At 75.4% G+C, this 16,322-nt stretch carries 13 protein-coding genes; all 13 read left to right on the forward strand.

All coding sequences use genetic code 11. The features are described 5' to 3' along the window. Positions 1-249 precede the first annotated feature (249 nt). The 13 genes from IF01_RS0124565 to IF01_RS0124625 all read left to right on the forward strand — a co-directional run bounded on the left by IF01_RS0124565 (position 250) and on the right by IF01_RS0124625 (position 15,917). Positions 250-570 carry a hypothetical protein gene (locus tag IF01_RS0124565; RefSeq protein ID WP_030395699.1) on the forward strand — a complete coding sequence of 107 codons (321 nt, stop codon included), beginning with the start codon at positions 250-252 and terminating at the stop codon, positions 568-570. Between the two features lie 121 nt (positions 571-691). Beyond that, complete coding sequence (locus IF01_RS50245; RefSeq protein ID WP_286163180.1) at positions 692-1,252, forward strand: helix-turn-helix domain-containing protein; 561 nt, start codon at positions 692-694, stop codon at positions 1,250-1,252. Position 1,253: 1 nt separating this feature from the next. Further along, positions 1,254-3,119: an AfsR/SARP family transcriptional regulator gene (locus IF01_RS0124575; RefSeq protein WP_030395701.1), complete on the forward strand. Its 1,866-nt coding sequence runs from the start codon at positions 1,254-1,256 to the stop codon at positions 3,117-3,119. 228 nt (positions 3,120-3,347) lie between these two features. Then, positions 3,348-3,479, forward strand: a complete 132-nt coding sequence (locus tag IF01_RS51130) for a hypothetical protein (protein ID WP_255360214.1) — start codon at positions 3,348-3,350, stop codon at positions 3,477-3,479. Between the two features lie 197 nt (positions 3,480-3,676). Further along, positions 3,677-4,999 (forward strand): glycosyltransferase, encoded by a 1,323-nt coding sequence (locus IF01_RS0124585; RefSeq protein WP_063764290.1) that lies wholly within the window; start codon positions 3,677-3,679, stop codon positions 4,997-4,999. Further along, complete coding sequence (locus tag IF01_RS0124590) at positions 4,905-5,963, forward strand: DUF6895 family protein (RefSeq protein WP_030395703.1); 1,059 nt, start codon at positions 4,905-4,907, stop codon at positions 5,961-5,963. Before IF01_RS0124585 ends, IF01_RS0124590 begins: the two co-directional genes overlap by 95 nt. After that, entirely contained in the window at positions 5,960-7,240 is a 1,281-nt protein-coding gene (locus IF01_RS0124595; RefSeq protein WP_030395704.1) for a radical SAM protein, read from the forward strand. The genes IF01_RS0124590 and IF01_RS0124595 overlap by 4 nt, the downstream gene beginning before the upstream one ends. Then, positions 7,237-8,352 (forward strand): DUF6895 family protein, encoded by a 1,116-nt coding sequence (locus tag IF01_RS0124600; protein ID WP_244215616.1) that lies wholly within the window; start codon positions 7,237-7,239, stop codon positions 8,350-8,352. Before IF01_RS0124595 ends, IF01_RS0124600 begins: the two co-directional genes overlap by 4 nt. After that, positions 8,349-9,878: an MFS transporter gene (locus IF01_RS0124605; protein WP_051756119.1), complete on the forward strand. Its 1,530-nt coding sequence runs from the start codon at positions 8,349-8,351 to the stop codon at positions 9,876-9,878. Before IF01_RS0124600 ends, IF01_RS0124605 begins: the two co-directional genes overlap by 4 nt. Then, entirely contained in the window at positions 9,875-13,297 is a 3,423-nt protein-coding gene (locus IF01_RS51135) for an AAA family ATPase (RefSeq protein ID WP_051756121.1), read from the forward strand. The genes IF01_RS0124605 and IF01_RS51135 overlap by 4 nt, the downstream gene beginning before the upstream one ends. Beyond that, on the forward strand, positions 13,294-14,178 hold the full coding sequence (locus IF01_RS0124615) for a S8 family serine peptidase (protein WP_037780981.1): 885 nt from the start codon (positions 13,294-13,296) through the stop codon (positions 14,176-14,178). The genes IF01_RS51135 and IF01_RS0124615 overlap by 4 nt, the downstream gene beginning before the upstream one ends. Continuing rightward, entirely contained in the window at positions 14,168-14,821 is a 654-nt protein-coding gene (locus IF01_RS0124620) for a GAF domain-containing protein (protein WP_244215617.1), read from the forward strand. Before IF01_RS0124615 ends, IF01_RS0124620 begins: the two co-directional genes overlap by 11 nt. After that, on the forward strand, positions 14,814-15,917 hold the full coding sequence (locus IF01_RS0124625) for an ATP-grasp domain-containing protein (protein ID WP_051756123.1): 1,104 nt from the start codon (positions 14,814-14,816) through the stop codon (positions 15,915-15,917). Before IF01_RS0124620 ends, IF01_RS0124625 begins: the two co-directional genes overlap by 8 nt. The last annotated feature ends 405 nt before the right edge of the window (positions 15,918-16,322 follow it).

Below are 16,322 nucleotides of genomic sequence, written 5' to 3' on the forward strand. Positions count from 1 at the left end.
TGCAAAGTGCACTTTGCAAAGTGTGAGCAGGGGCCGGAGGTGTCGGCGTGGGTGACCCGCGGCTCGCGCCGGCCGAGGGGTGACGGGCGAGGGTCGAGGAGCGAGGGCCGAGGGGTGGCCAGCGATGGGTGGCGGGTCGCCGGCGACGGACGATGAACGATGAGATGACGAACGGCGGTCGACGGAAGACCAGCGACCGCCGACGGCTGACGACCGACGGCCGATCGACGACAGGACGGGTGGTGCCAGGTGGGGTTCCTCGGGGAGAGCTGGCGGTTGGTGCGGGAGGGGGAGGTGCTCGGTGAGATCGTGATCGACGAGGCGGACTTCCCGTGGCTGCACGGGCGGTTCGTGCCGACGGCGGCGTTCGGTGCGGTGCGGGCGTGGTTCGAGGAGTCGTTGGCGCTGCTCGACGCGGAGGAGTACGAGCGGTTCGACGTGAGCTACGAGCGGATCGCGGGCGCGCTGTCGCTGGTGGCACCGGCGGGGCCGGTGGCGGAGTTCCTGCTGCACGTCGACGGCGGGCGCGCCTGGTTCCGGTGGAGCGACGAGCCGTTCGACGAGGCCTGACCGCCGCTCCCGGGCGTGCTGTTGGCATCATCCGGGCACGTTCGACCTCTTGCCGGTGCCCGACGGGAGCGTCAGCATGAGGGCACCGCAGTGGTGTGCCGCCGGAGGGGGGATCCCGTCGATGGGTGGTGGAGATCCGGTGTGTCCGGCGTGCGGAGCGCCACGCGCGCCGGGGGTACCGCTACCGCCGGCGGCGGCGCTGCCGCTGACCCGGGAGCTGACGCCCCGGGAGCGCACCGTGCTGCAGCTGTTGGGCCTCGGGTACGACAATCGCTCGATAGCCTACGAACTCAATATCAGTGAGCGCACCGTCAAACGGTTCGTCACCGCCATTCTGGCGAAACTGGGACTCCGGTCAAGACTGCAGGCCGGACTGCTCGCACTGATTCTCGCGTCCTCCCCCGCCGAAGGCGGTTTCTGGCCCAAAGGTCTCATGGACGGCGTCCCGGGCGGCGGTGATGATGATCTGGCATCCGAGAAGGAGGGGACCATGACATTCGACGCCCTCGCCGCCCTCCGGCAGGCGGGCAACCCGGTCGACCTGCTGACACTGGAGCAACGGGACGTGCTGTCCCGGCTCAGCGAGGACGAGGTCGCTGTCCTCAATTCCGTGAAACAGCGGCTCGACGCTGTTTCGGACGCCGAGGTGGAAGGGCATTCCTTCGTCATCAAGTTGGCGTGAGATGGCGGTCAGATTCGGGATTCTCGGGCCGCTGCACGTGCTGGAGAACGGTCGGGCCGTCGATCCGGGATCACGGAAACAACAGATTCTCCTGGCGGCGCTGCTGTCCCACGCGAATACCCGGGTGTCGGCCGACTCCCTGGTCGAGGCGCTGTGGGACGACGCGCCGCCGCGTACCGCCCGGAAGAACCTCCAGGTGTACGTCTCGGGGCTGCGCCGACTGGCCGGTCCCGAGTCCGGCGCGGACGCTTCCTGTCCCGGATCCGGCACGGGACACGCAACCGCCCTCGGGGCCACCCGGATCAGCCACCAGGCCGGCGGCTACGTCCTGCACACCGCCGAGGGGGAGCTCGACGCGCTCCGCTTCGAACAGCAGGCCAGGGCAGGGGCGCTCACCGAGGCCCTGGAGCTGTGGCGCGGCTCGGCGCTCGACGGGTTCCGGGACGTCCCGCTGATCGACAGCGCCGCGCAGCGCCTCGACCGCCGCTTCCTCGGTGTGTTCGAGGACTGGCTGGACGCCGAACTCGCCGCCGGGCGCGGGGCGGAGGCGATCGAGCGAGCCACCGAGACCGCGCAGCGGCACCCGTTGCGCGAACGCCTGCGGATGCTGCAGATGACCGCCCTGTGCCAGGCCGGCCGCCGCTCCGAGGCGCTCGCCGTCTACGACGAGCTGCGGCAGACGCTGGCCCATGAACTCGGCCTGCCGCCGAGCCCGGCCCTGGCGCGCTTCTACCGTTCGCTGCTCTGCGAGGCCGGCCCCGTCCAGGCGAGGCCCGCGCCGCCCGCCGAGCTGCGGCCGCCGCCTCCGCGCCCGCACCGGGTGGCGGCGCCGAACCTGCTGCCCACCGACCCGCCCGCGTTCACCGGCCGCGCGGCCCCCGTGCGCCGGCTGGCCGAGGTGCTCACGGGTGGCGCCGGCCGGCTGGCGGTGGTGACCGGACCGCTGGGCGCGGGCAAGACCGCGCTCGCCGTCCACACCGCGCACCGGTTGGCCGAACAGTTCCCGGACGGCCGGCTGTTCGTCCGGCTGCGCGGGGAGGACGGCCGCCCCCGCCCGCTGGACGACGTCCTGCGCCAGCTGCTGGCGGCCACCGCCTGCGCCGAACGGGACGGTCCGACCGGCGCGCCGCCCGCCGCGGAGTGCTCCGACCCGCGCTGGGCCTGGCAGTTGTGGCTGACCGGGCGCCGCGCGCTGGTGGTCGTCGACGACGCCCGCCGGGAGTCCGAGGTCCGGCCACTGCTGCCGGAGGCGGGGGAGAGCGCCGTCGTGGTCACCGCCAGGCCCGGGCTGATCGGCCTGGAGGGCGCCCACCGGGTCTGGCTGCCGCCCTTCACCGCGGACGAGGCGGTGGAGTTCCTCGGCCGGACGATCGGCGCCGAACGGGTCGACGCGGACCGGGAGTCCGCCGCCCGGATCGTCCGGGCGACCGGGCTGCTGCCGCTCGGGGTCAGGCTGGTCGCCGACCGGCTGGCGTTCCTGCGGCACGTCCCGTTGGGCGAGTACGTCGCGCGGCTGGGCGGCGGCCGGGCGCTGCTGGACGAGCTGTGCGGGGGCGATCCGCTGGTGCGGGTGCGTCTGGCCGAGTCGGTCGGCGAACTGCCGGAGGCCGCGCACTGGGCGGTGCTGCGGCTCGGCCTGCTGGCCCGGCCGGTGTTCACCCTGGACCGGGCGGCCGCGGTGCTGGACTGCGATCCGGGGACGGCCGTGCGGGTGCTGGAGGACCTCCTGGAGGCCAGCCTGCTCACCGTCGCCGACGCGGAGGGGCTCGCCCACACCGTGCGGTACGAGATGCCGGCGCTGCTGTACGCGTACGCCCGGGAGCGGGCCGGCCGGACCGCCGACCGGGTGCCGGTCCACCTCCACTGAGCGAGCCGGGTGCACGGGGCGGACGGGACGAAGGGGAAGCACGTGGCGCACGGGTGCGGTGGGCCGTCGGTCCGGAGCCGGAGTGAAGAGCCAGGAACGAAGAGCAGAACGGCATATGACCAACCGTCATACCGAAATCGAACCGCCGCCTAATCGCCGCCATACCGGGGATCCCTACGTTTCTCCCGGGCCGGCGTAGCGGACGCCGCACTGCAGAGGGAGGTCAGCATGAGTGACTCCATCAACCCGGAGCCGACCGAGGCCGAGGACGAGGTCGACGTCGTGGCGCACGGCATCGACGTCGAGGACGACGGCGTCGTCGACGACATCTGTGTGATCAACAACAGTTCGGCGATGTGACGTTGTCGCAGCCGGTCGTCGAGTCACGACGTCATGACCTGGTGACCTTGTGACCTGGTGACTTTGTGACGTCATGGCGTCACGACGCCCGAGCGGGTCATCCGCCACCGGCCCGAGCCGCCGGCGGCCGGGTGGCCCGTTCGGCCGGTCCCGCCGACCGCCGCGCCCCGACCGCAGCCCCCTGGCCCGGAGGCCCCGTGAACATCCTGCTCTGCCCGCTCAGTGACGGCGGCTACCTCTACCCGACGCTCGCCGTCGGGCGCGAACTGCGGCGCCGCGGCCACCGGGTGTCGGTGCTGGGCCGCGCCACCGCCGCGCCGTTCGCGGCCGAGGCCGGCCTGCCGTTCGCGGCGGCGGAGGAGTTCGGCGGCGAGCGGGCCTTCTCCGCCGCCCGCTGGGGCGTCATGGGTCTCGGGCAGTACCGGGCGACCGTGCGCGCCGCCCGGCAGGCCCGGGCCGACCTGCTGGTGACCTCCGTGCTGTGCAACGGCGCACTGCTCGCCGCCGAGACGCTGGACGTACCGGTGGTCGTGATCGGACTCTCGATCCACCTGTGGACCTACCGCTCCGGGGGCGAGGGCGAGCCGCAGTACGGCCGCAGCCGGGAGAACCGGACCCTGGAGACGATGGCGCTCTACGACGCGACCCGGGAGGAGGCCGGTCTCTCCGCCCGGCCGTCCCGTTGGCCGCGGGCGACGGTCGCGGCGGCCGCCGCCGGCGGCCCGGAGGACTCCCCGCTGCTCGGTGACGCGCTCCTGCTCCGGGGGGACCCCGAACTGGAGCACCCGGGAGCGGAGTTGCCGCCACGGGTGCACCAGGTCGGCCCGCTGTCCTGGGAGCCGGCCGCCGACCCGGGCGAACTCGCCGCCGTGGACGCCGCGTTGGCGCGCAGTGGCAAGCCGGTCGTCTATGTGCACCTGGGTCGCTTCTTCGGCGGCGGCACTCCGTGGCCACGCCTCAACGCGACCTTCACCGGCGGCCGTTACCAGGCCGTCGTGGAGCAGGGCCGGACCGCCGAGCCGTGCCCGGCCCCGGACGCCGACATCCTGCTCGTCCGCAAGCCCTGGCTGGGTCCGCTCGTCGACCGGGCCGGGCTGGTGCTGACCGCCGGCACCTCGGCGCCGGTGCTCGGCGCCCTGCTGCGCGGCCGACCGCTCGGCGTCACCCCCAACGGCTCCGAACAGCCCGTCCTCGCCGGTGCGTTGCTGCGGGCCGGCGCGGCCGTCCACCTCCCGCGAACGGGGGAGCCGGACCAGGCCGGGCTGGTGGACGCGGCCTGGCGGGACCACCGGCTGCGTTCCCATGCCCAGCGCCTCGGCCGACGGCTCGCCGACGCCGCCGCGGACGGCCCCCGCCGAGCCGCCGACCTCGTCGAGCAGACCGCCCGCACGTCCGACCGGCAGCCCGCAACCTCAAGGGAGAACCATGGGTACTCGATCAGCCGCCCCGGACCTCGCGGCCGTGGAGAGCCTCTCGGCGGGCGCGCGGCGGTGGATCGGTCGGCACTGCGGCTTTCTTGACGAGCCGGCGGGCCGGGCCGAACTGCCGGTGACCCCCCGGGTCAAGGCGCTGCTGCAACTCGCCCTGCTGTACCGCTGCTGGGCGAGGGCCACCGGGGCTGCCGGGGCCACCGACACCTCCGGCACCTCCGGGGCCGACCGGACCGCGGAGGCCGTCCGACCGCGGCCCCCGGACCCCGACCTGGCCGCCGTCGCCGCGACCGTCGAGCAGGTCTGGCGCAGCCCCGACCACCCGCCGCTGCTCACCGTCGAGCCGCGCTACGCCCGGCAGTTCCAGCTCATGTACGGCGCGCTCGCCCCGGCCGGCCTGGACGCCGACGGCCCGCACCGGGCGGCCCTCGCCGAAGGGGTCGCGGGCGACCTCCTGACGCCGCGCCGCAAGTCGCCCTTCCTGCACCTGGAGACCCGCTACTACGCCGAACTGGCGGACGTGAAGCACCAGTTGCTCGACTACCCGGAGCTGTACCGGATCAGCCGGCTGGCCGCGCACGCCGACGGTCAGCCGCTGGCCGAGCTCGACGTCTGCAATGTGACCCACACCGTCTTCCACCTGGCCGACTTCGGCTTCCGGGACCCGGGCCTCGGCGCGGCCGATCTCGCCCACGCCCGCGACCGGGTCGAGCGCCTCACCGAGGAGTCCGTCCGGCGCGGCGAGTGGGACCTCACGGGCAAGCTCGTCCTCGCGCAGCACTGCCTCGGCCTCGACCCGCTGACCACGCCCTCGGGCGCGGCTGCTCTGCGCCTGCTCGCCGAGGCCCAGTCGCCGGAGGGGGCCTTCCCCGGCCGCTCCGCCACCGACCGGGTGCCGGACGGCGCGACGGCCGTCCACCTCTTCCGGAAGTCCTACCAGTCTACGCTGGTGGTGGCACTGGCGACGGTGATCCTCCTGCGCCCGCGCGCGGGCACGTCCGGCGAACGGCCTCCGACGGCGTCCGCCGCCCCGGTCCTGGGCGGTGCCCGATGAACCGGACGGGCGCGAGCAGCCCGACGGCCCCGAGCAGCCCGACGAGCGCGCCGGCCCCGACCAGCCCGCCGGACCCGACGAGCGCACCACCCCCGACTCCCGTCGCCGCCACCGGCGCCCGCCTCCTCCAGGGCGAGCGCAACTGGTGGTTCCTCGGCCCCGGCGGTGGCCTCGCCCGGCTGCGCCCCGGCCAGTTGACCGAGGACGGCACCCTGCGCCCCGGCGCCGAACGCGGCCTGCGCGAAGCCGGCCTGCTGACCGCCCCGGCCCCGCGCAGCTACGCCCTGACCGTGCTGACCAGCACCCACTGCAACCTCGGCTGCGGCTACTGCTTCCAGAACACCGCCCAGGACAGCGCCGGCGGCAGCCGACCGCCCCGGATCGCCCGCAAGCGGCTGACCTCGCGGACCATCACCGAGATCCTCGACTTCACCGACCGGCAGATGGCCGCCGCCGAACTGGCGAAGCTGCGCATCCTGCTGTTCGGCGGCGAGCCCCTGCTCAACCCGCGCGGCTGCCTGGAACTCCTCGAACGGGCCGCCGACCACGGTCTCGCCTCCGCCTGGATGATCTCCAACGCGACCCTGCTCACCCCGGCGCTCGCCACCGGGCTCGCCGACCGGGGCCTGCGCTCCGTCCAGGTCACCTTCGACGGCGACCGCCCGGACCACGACCGGATCCGGATCCGCCGCTCCGAGGGCGGCGGCACCTTCGACACCATCGTCGGCAACCTCGCCCGCGCCTCCGAGGCCTCCCCGCTGCGCTGGATCTTCCGGGTCAACGTCTCGCAGGAGACCTACCGGGGCGTCGACAGCCTGCTCGACCGGCTCGCCGCCGCGCTCGACCCGGCCCGCTGCACCATGTACTTCGCCCAGGTGGGCGATGTCGGTGTGGGCTACGGCAACGACCTCCGGCACACCCGCGACCTCTCCGCGCGCTTCACCCGCTGGCAGCGCCGCGCCCTCGACCTCGGTCTCGGCGTGACCCGACCGCAGGCCCACCGGCCGTGCGCCACCTGCGGACACGGGGACGGCCGGTACGGCGCGGTGGTGAGCGCCGACGGCACCCTCGCCAGTTGCTGGGAGACGGCGGGCAAACCGGACTGGGAGGTCGGCACCGTCTCCGGCGGCTACCTGCCGGGCACCCTCACCCGGGACCGCTGGGTCGGCTGCGAGGACCTCTACCGGCGGGACGAGGACCGGCGCACACTCGCCGCGTTCCACGACACGGTCGACGCCGCGCTGCTCGACTACCTGGACGAGACGGGGCGCCTGTGAGCACGACACCCGGCCTCCGCGCCGGCCCCGTCCCCGCCGGTCCCGGTCCCGCCGTTCCCGTCCCCGCCGGTCCCGGTCCCCGTCACCCGGAGGACGGCGCGCCCGGCCACGGCCTGGAGCGGCTCGGCGACGGCGCGCTCGGCTGGATCGGCCGCCACCTCGACCACTTCGACCCGTTCGCACCCGCCCGCGGCGCCGTCCGCACCCCCGACCCCGGTGGCGCGCACCGGCCCGCCAAGGCCGCGCTGGAACTCGCGCTGCTCACCCACTGCTGGACCCGCCTCGACCCCGGCGACGACCCGCGCCGGGCCGAGGCGACCGTCCGGGTCCGCGTCATCTGGTTGCACCCCGGCTTCCCGCGCCTGCTCACCGCCGAGCCGCGCGGCGCCACCCAGTACCGGCTGGCCTGCGCCGCCCTGGCACCCGCCGGGACCGAGGACGCGCCGTTCCGCGCCGCCCTCGCCCGGCTCACCGCCGCCGACCTCGCCCCGGCCGGGCGCTCGCCCTACCAGCGGCTCGAACTGCGCTACTACGCGGACAAGGCGGGGGTGGCGCACGCCGTCGAGTCCTACCCGGAGCTCGCCCGGCGCAACGTCCTGGTCACCCTGCCCGCCACCGCCCTCGCCCGGGCCCGGCGCCGGGACGTGCAAAGCGCACAGGACGCGCAGAACGCCCAGGGCATCACAACACCCCGTCCCGACGAGCCGCCGGTGACCGTCCCCGAGGCGTACGCCCTCACCCACTCCGCCTTCTACCTCAGCGACTTCGCCCGCACCGGCCCCGGACTGCCCGACGGCGCGGTGGCCGACGCGGCGGCCCTGACCGGACGGCTGCTCGACCACTGCGTCCGGCACGACTGGTGGGATCTCGCCGCCGAACTCGTCATGACCCAGGTCTGCCTGGGCCTGGACCCGACGGGCACGCCCGAGGGCACCGCCGCCCTCGCCTGCCTGGCCCGCGCCCAGCGCCCGGACGGCTCCATCCCCGGCCGGTCCGCCGCCACCCGCGCGAGCACCGCCGACCCGGCCGCCGAGTACTTCGCCAAGGCGTACCACACCACCCTGGTGACGGCCCTGATGACGCTGCTGCTCGGAACGGGGCGCACCCCGTGACCGCCCTCGGCAGGCTCCGGCCGACCCTCATCAACCCCACCTACACCCGGCTCTGGTTCGGTCAGGCGGTCTCCTCGGTCGGGGACGCGGTGTTCAGCACCACGCTCGTGCTCTGGGTGGCGACCGTGCTGGCGGAGGGGAAGTCCTGGGGCCCGCAGGCGGTCAGCGGCGTCGTCCTGGCGACCAGCGCGGCCGTGATGTTCGTCGGGCCCTTCGCCGGGGTCTTCGTCGACCGCTGGGACAAGCGCGCCACCATGCTCGGCACCGAGGTGCTGCGCGGCGCACTGGTCGCCGTCCTGACCGCCGTCGCCTTCGTGCCGACCCGGGAGCTGCCGGCGGGCGTCTGGCTGGCCCTGATCTATGTGATCGTGCTGGTGCTCAACGCGGCCAGCCAGTTCTTCACCCCGGCCCGGTTCTCGATCATCGCGGAACTCGTGACGGACGAGGCCGACCGGGCCAGGGCAGCCGGCATCGCCCAGGCGACCGGGCAGACCGCCTGGATCATCGGCCCGCCGCTCGCCGCGCCGCTGCTGTTCGCGGTGGGCCTGCAGTGGGCGCTGCTGTTCAACGCGTTCTCGTACCTGGTGTCGTACATCGCCATCAGCTCGGCGGACCTGCGGCCGGTGAACCCCGCGCGCACCGCGCCGACAGCCCCGAGGACCGGCAAGCCCGCCCAACGCCGCGGCCTGTTCAAGGACTTCGCCGAGGGTCTGCGCTTCTTCGCCCGCAACCGGTTCCTCGTCGCGCTGCTGCTGCTCACGGTCATCGGCCAGCTCGGGATGGGCGCCCTGAGCACCCTGAACATCTTCTTCGCCACCCGGAACCTGCACGTCTCCGCCGAGTCGTACGGCTACCTCGGCATGGCGCTCGGCATCGGCGGGATCGCGGGCGCGCTCGCCGCCGGGCGGGTGGTGCAGTGGATCGGCGCCCGCCGGACGACCTGGATCGGCCTGATGGCGAGCGGCGGGCTGCTGGTGCTGTACTCACGGCAGACCGGCTTCCCGGCGGCCGTGACGCTGCTGTTCGTCTTCGTGGTGCCGATCACCATGCTGAACACCGCGATGGCACCGCTGCTGCTCGCCGCCACCCCGCATGAGTTCCGGGGCCGGGTGATCTCGGTGTTCTACCCGGTGACCCGGCTCGCGGCGATGCTGACGGCGGTGCTGTCCGGCTGGTTGGCGGGCAGCGGGCTGCGGGACTTCTCGGGCTCCTTGGCGGGGCTGCGGTTCGGCCCGATCGACACGATCTTCGCGGTGTCCGGGCTGGTGGTCGTGCTCGCCGGGGTCTACGCGCGGGTGGGCCTCCCGGCGAGCGGGGCGGCCCCGACTCCCGCACCCGCCCACGTACCCGGCGCGGCCGCATCCGAGGCCGAACCGGCGCGCGAGCCCGCGGCCATGGCCGTCGAGGCGCACGGGGAGGTACCCGGGGAAGCACCGGGGGAGACGCCCGCCGAGAATCCGACCGACCCCGCCGACCCCGCCGCCCCCGCCGACCCCGCCGGTCCCGCCCCCGAGGACCGGTCGTGAGCTGCACCGCGTGCGGACACCGCACCGCCGAGGCCGACCGGTTCTGCGCCGGCTGCGGCACCCCGCTCGCGGCCGCCGCGTCCCCCGCTCCGCCCCCGGTCGTCGCCGAGCCGCGCGAGTCGCGCCGCAAGGTGTCGATGCTCTTCCTGGACGTCGTCGGCTCCACCACCCTCGCCGAACGGCTGGACCCCGAGCCGCTGCGCCGCGTCATGGACCGCTACTTCGCCAGCTGCGGCGCCTGCATCGCCGAACACGGCGGCGTGGTGGAGAAGTTCATCGGCGACGCGATCCTCGCGGCCTTCGGCGCCACCGTCGCCCGCGAGGACGACGCGCTGCGCGCCGTCCGGGCCGCCACCGGCGCGCTCGCCGCCCTGGCCGGCCTCACCGCCGAGCTCGCCGCCAAGTACGGGGTCGAGCTGGAGGCCCGGGCCGGGATCTGCACCGGCAACGTCGTGGTGATCACCCGCCCGGGGGACGACTTCCGGGTCGTCGGCGACTCCGTCAACACGGCCGCCAGGCTGCAGACCGCCGCCGCTCCCGGCGAGGTGCTGATCTGTGCCGACACCGCCGCGATGGTGCGGGCGCAGGTCGGCATCGAGCCGGTCGAACCGCTGCGACTGAAGGGCAAGTCCCGTCCGGTGCCGGCCTGGCGGGTCACCGCCCCGGACGCGACGGCCGACGAGCCGGCCCCGGTCACCCCGTTCATCGGTCGGACGGACGAACTGGCCGTGCTCGAACGCGGCTACCGGCGGGCCAGGGAGCGGCGCGAGGTGTGCCTCGCCACCGTGCTCGGCGCCCCGGGCATCGGAAAGTCGCGCCTGGTCCGGGAGTTCCTCTCCGGGCTGCCGGACGGCGAGGCGCTGGTGCTCGCCGGGCGCTGTTCCGCCTACGGCCGGGGGATCACCTACCGGCCGCTCGCCGAGATGCTCGGCTCGCTGCCCGGCGGTCGGCCCGAACTGGTCCGGCTGCTCGCCGAGGACGCCGCTTCGGCCGGGCCGCCCGACAGCGCGGACGGCCGCGTGCGCCGCCTGGTGACCCGCACCCTCGCCGCCGTCACCGACCCGGCCGACCCCGGCGGCTCCGCCGAACCCGCCGACCCTGCCGCCGTCACGGAGCCCGCCGACCCCGCCGACCCGCCCCCCGGACAGGTCGGCGTCGAGGACATCGCCTGGGCCGTGCGCCACCTCCTGGAGGTGCTCGGCCGCTCCCGTCCCGTGGTCATGGTCTGGGAGGACCTGCACTGGGCGGAGTCGACCCTGCTCGATCTCGTCGACGAGATCGCCACCTGGCTGCGCGACGTGCCCGTCCTGCTGCTCTGCGTCGCCCGCCCCGAGCTGCTCGACCAGCGCGCCGACTGGGGCAGCGGCAAGCCGTGCGCCACCACCGTCGACCTCGGGCCGATGAGCGAGGAGCAGACCGCCGCCCTGGTCGGCGGCCTGGCCCAACGCGGCGACGTCCACGCGCAGGACCTCCGGGTCGACGAACAGCGCGAACTGACCGGCCGGGTGGTCGCGTTGTGCGACGGCAACCCGCTCTTCGCCGAACAGCTGATGGACGTGTTCGCCGAGACCGCCCCCGGCACCCATGTCCCGCCCACCGTCCAGGCCCTGCTCGGCGCGCGGCTGGACCGACTCCCGGCCACCGAGCGCGGACTGCTGGAACTCGCCGCCGTGGTCGGGCGCGAGTTCAGCCGCGGGCAGCTGCGGGCGATGGCCGAGGCCGACGGGGTGGTGCCGACCGCCGCCGACGAGGCGACCGCCCGACTGGCCCGCCGCCGGGTCTTCGAACCCGGCCCGGCCGCCACCTACCGCTTCGCCCAGGCGCTGCTGCGGGACACCGCCTACGAGTTCACCCCGAAGACCCGGCGGGAACGCTGGCACGACTTCCTCGCCGACCGGTTCTCGCGCGCGCACCCGAAGGACCCGATGGCGGTCGCCTACCACGTCGAGGCCAGTTGGCAGCTGCGCCGCCAACTGCGTCCGGGCGACCGCCAGTTGCCCGTGCTGGCCGGAGCGGCGGCCGGGACCCTGATCGCCGAGGGGACACGTGCGCTGGCCCGCAAGGACCTCCCCGCCGCCGTCCAACTCCTCGAACGCGGCCGCGCCCTGCTGCCGGTCGGGGACCCCCGGCACATCGCGCTCGCGCTGCACGTCTGCGACGCGGGGATCTGGCTCCAGGACGAGGCCCGGTGCCGGGCCGCGCTCGACGTCGCCGAGGCCGCACTTCCCGGCAACCCGCGCGCCGCGGCGACCCTCGCCGTCCAGCGCGGGATCGTCGCGCTCCGGCTCGGCCTCGCCCCGCCCACCACCGTCGCCGCCGACGCGGACCGCCTCACCGCGCTGCTGGAGCACGACCCGGGCGACGACCGCAGCTGGTCCCGGCTCCACCAACTACGCGCCCACCTCGAACTCGCCGCCGAGCGCACCGCCTCCGCCGAGACCTCCTTCCGGCTCGCGCTGGCCCGCGCCCGGGCCCTCGCCGACAGCTACGAGGAAGACCGACTCCTCTGCGCGGTCTGCGAGTTGGCCCAGTGGACGCCCACCCCGGTGGCCGCCTCGCTGGAGCTGTGCGCCCTGCTCGGCCGACGCTTCGCCGCCAACCGCTCGCTGCTGATCCCCGTGCTCGTCGCCCGCGCCCACCTGGAGGCGCTGGACGGGGACGTGGCCGCCGCCCGCCGCACCCTCGCCGAGGCGCTCACGTACTCCCACGACGTGCACACCGACCTTGCGGACGCCGTCGTGCTGGACGCGGCGGGCTTCGTCGAGTCGCTGGCCGGGGCCCACGAGGTCGCCGAGGCCCGCTACCGGCAGAGCCTCGGCGTGCTGCGCGCCGCCGAGCACGCCCCGGACACCCGGACCACGGAGGTCGCCATCGCCCGCGAGCTGTTCGCCCAGGGCCGGACCGAGGCCGCCGCCGCGGCCCTGGCCGCACTCGACCCGCCCGACGGTCCGGACCGAGGACCCGGCGGCGGGGACAGGGAGCAGGACGGCGAGCGGCCCGGCGGCCAGGACGACGGACCGGGCGACCAGGACGGCGGGAACCCGCGCGCCCGGCTGGGCGCGACGGCGCTGCGCGGCCGCCTCGCCTCCGCCCGGGGCGACCACACCGAGGCGGTCGCCGCCGCCACGGCGGCCCGCCGGCTGAGCGAGGGCTCCGACGACCCCTGCCTGGTCGGGGAGACGCTGTTCGATCTGGCGATCGTGCTCCGCGCGGCCGGCCGGGCCGGGCGGGCGACGGCTGAAGGGACCGAGGCTTTGCGGATGTTCGAGGCCAAGGGCGCCGCGCTGCCCGCCGGACGGGTCCGCGCCTGGCTCGCCGCCGGGGGGACGGGCACCACCACCAGCACCGGAACACCCGAACCACCCGCCCCGCCCGGCGCGCCCGCCCCGCCCGGCGCCGAGGACGGTGGCCGGCGATGACCGACCTCCAGCTCCCGCCCTGGCGCCGCCCGCCGCGCGACCACTTCCCCGGAGTGCCCGCCTGGAGCATGCCGGTCTCCGTCGTGCCCCAGGAGCCCTTCGACATCAGCCCGCTCGGCGGCCACCTCACCCAGGACTGGGCCTGGGGCGGCGCCGACGGCTCGGGCGTGCGGGTCTGCGTCCTGGACAGCGGCGTGGACGCCGAACACCCGCTGGTCGGCGGCCTCGACCGGGCCATGGACGTGGTGCGCGCCGAGGACGGCACCCTCACCGTCACCCCGACCGAACCGGGCGACACCGCCGGCCACGGCACCGCCTGCGCCAGCGTCATCCGCTCCGTCGCCCCCGGCGCGGCGCTCACCTCGGTCCGCGTCCTGTCCGGCGGCCGGCACGGCAGCGGCGCCGCCCTGCTGGCGGGCCTGACCTGGGCCATCGAGGAGGGCTACGACGTCATCAACATGAGCCTGTCGACGACCAAGGCGGAGTTCTGCGACGCACTGCGCGACCTCTCCGACTCCGCCTACTTCCGCCGCTGCGTCATCGTCGCCTCCGCCCACAACATGCCGGTGCGCAGCTACCCGTGGCCGTTCGCCTCGGTGATCTCGGTCGCCAGCCACGACAGCCCCGACCCGATGACCTACTACTACAACCCGTCACCGCCGGTGGAGTTCTACGCCCGCGGTGTGCGGGTGCCGGTGGCCGGACCCGGCGGTCGCCAACTGCTCAGCACCGGGAACAGCTTCGCGACCCCGCACATCGCGGGTATCTGCGCGCTCATTCTCAGCAAGCACCGCTCGCTCACCCCCTTCCAGCTCAAGTCCGTCCTCTACCTGGCCGCTGAGAACGTAGCCGTACCCGATGGAGGTGCGCGTGTCGACTGACCCGTTGGAGAGTGCCGAGCTGCGGCAACGCAGACTGCTCCAGTCGATCGTGGAGGTTGCCCGCAGCGTGTTCGACGCGGCCGCGGCCTCCGTGCTGCTGGTGGACGAGGCCGACGGCGACCTCGTCTTCGAGGCGGTGGCCGGGGAGGGGGAGCACCACCTGCTGGGCAGCCGCTTCCCGGCCGGCACCGGTATCGCGGGCTGGGCGCTGATGACCGGCCAGCCGGTGGTGGTGGACGACGTGGCGGACAGCCCGCAGTTCGCCCGCTCGGCCGCCGAGTCCACCGGCTATGTGCCGAGCAGCATCATGGCCGCCCCGCTGATCTGCGACGGCGACTGCATCGGGGTGCTGTCCGTGCTGGACCGCGACAGCCGTCCGCGCTGCGACCTCGGCGACATGGCCTCGCTCGGGCTGCTGGCCACCGAGATGGCCACGGTGCTGGAACTCCTCCTGACGCTCCGCTCCGCCGCCCCGGACCCGGTGGCGGCGCCCGCGCCGGGCAAGCCGGCGGCCTTCGACCTGGCGGTGCTGCAACGTGTCGCCGACCGCCTTCCCGGCGCCTCGGACCATGTGGCCGCGACCGTCGGCAAGCTGCTGGCGATGGCCGACGACCTGCTCGACACCGTCGACGCCGATGCCTGACCGCCCCACCGGAGCGCCCTCCCCGCGACCTCCCCGCCCGCCCCGCCCGCCCCGCTCACCGTTCCTCGCCCAGCTCGACGACCCCGCCCGCACCCTGGACGCGCGCCCGCGCCCGGCCCCCTGCGTCCTGCTGCTCAGCCGCGCCTGCGACACCGACCTCGACCCGGTGCGGAACCTGCTCGCGGGCGCGGGCATCCGCACCGCCCGCCTGAACGCCGAGGAGCTCGGCGCCACCTCGCTGACCATCGCCCCGGAGGGCCGCACCGTCCGCCTGAACGGGCGCGAGCTGATCCCCACCGTCACCTGGATCCGCCACTTCGCGCCCACCGCCCTCGACCCGGCCGCGTTCGACCCCACGGCCCTCGACTCCACCGCCCTCGGCCCGGCCGCCCCGGTCGCGGACGTCGCCGGGACGCCGCGCGGCGCCTTCCTCCGCGACTCCTGGCTGGCGGCGGCCGCACAGCTGGCGGCGATCTCCGGCACGGCCGTCCGCCCCGACCGCCCCGGGGTGCTCTGCCAACTGGACCTCGCCCGCCGGCACGGGGTCGCGGCGCCGCGCGCCGTGCTGACCACCGATCCGTATCTCGTGCGCGACGAGTTCGACGGCCCGCGCGTGGTCGTCAAGGCGGCCGGCCACCACTTCGTGGAGCCGGTCCCGGGCCGGTTGCACGGGATCTTCCCGACCGTCCTCGACCGGGCCGACCTGGCCGGCGGCCCGCGACCCGGGCCGCCGGTGATCGTCCAGGAGTACGTCGAGCACGAGGCCGAGCTGCGGGTCTACTTCGTCGGCGGGCAGCTGCACGCCTTCGAGGTCACCAAGACCGCCCCGGCCGACCCCTGGACCGCCCCCGACCGGCTCGGCGTCCGCGCCCTTCCGTCACCCCCGCCGGACGTCGCCGCCGCGACCCGCACCCTCGCCGCCGCGATGTCCCTGCGCTACGGCGCGTTCGACTTCCTCCTCAGCGCCGGCACCCCGGTCTTCCTGGAGGTCAACCCGGACGGCGACTGGCGCTGGGCCGAGCGCCGCACCCGCACCACCCCGGTCACCCTCGCCGTCGCCGCCATGCTGGCCGCCCTGCACCGGGCCGCCCTCTGACGGCGTCCGGTCCGGCCCGAGCCCATTGAGCCGCTGGGCGGAGCGGGGGTGTGGGCGGACGCCGACGGGGTAGCCGAGCGGTGTCAGCGCCTCCGACCACGGAGAGGAACGACCGACCGTGGGAATCCCGCCGAACGACCCCGTACCGCCCAGCCCCACCCCGCCCCCGGGACCGGGACCCGCGCCTGGTCCGGGCCCGCTGCCCGGTCCGGTGCCGGGCCCCGGCGGGCCGGACCCGCTGCCGCCCCGCCCGCTGCCGCCGGTGTCCGACCCGCCCCCGCCGCCCGCCCCGCGCCCCGACCCGAACCCGGGCCCAGGACCCCTGCCCGGGCCCGGGCCGACCCCCGAACCGGTCACCCGCGCGCCCGCGGCCGGTCACTCGCCGCCGCACCTGTAACCCGGACA

It is taken from the genome of Kitasatospora purpeofusca (assembly GCF_000718025.1).
Lineage (GTDB): Bacteria > Actinomycetota > Actinomycetes > Streptomycetales > Streptomycetaceae > Kitasatospora > Kitasatospora purpeofusca.

Bases quoted from the DNA above. Each gene is read 5' to 3' on its own strand.
- IF01_RS50245 (WP_286163180.1), top strand. From the start codon at position 692: ATGGGTGGTGGAGATCCGGTGTGTCCGGCGTGCGGAGCGCCACGCGCG.
- IF01_RS0124575 (WP_030395701.1), top strand. From the start codon at position 1,254: ATGGCGGTCAGATTCGGGATTCTCGGGCCGCTGCACGTGCTGGAGAAC.
- IF01_RS51130 (WP_255360214.1), top strand. From the start codon at position 3,348: ATGAGTGACTCCATCAACCCGGAGCCGACCGAGGCCGAGGACGAGGTC.
- IF01_RS0124590 (WP_030395703.1), top strand. From the start codon at position 4,905: ATGGGTACTCGATCAGCCGCCCCGGACCTCGCGGCCGTGGAGAGCCTC.
- IF01_RS0124595 (WP_030395704.1), top strand. From the start codon at position 5,960: ATGAACCGGACGGGCGCGAGCAGCCCGACGGCCCCGAGCAGCCCGACG.
- IF01_RS0124615 (WP_037780981.1), top strand. From the start codon at position 13,294: ATGACCGACCTCCAGCTCCCGCCCTGGCGCCGCCCGCCGCGCGACCAC.
- IF01_RS0124625 (WP_051756123.1), top strand. From the start codon at position 14,814: ATGCCTGACCGCCCCACCGGAGCGCCCTCCCCGCGACCTCCCCGCCCG.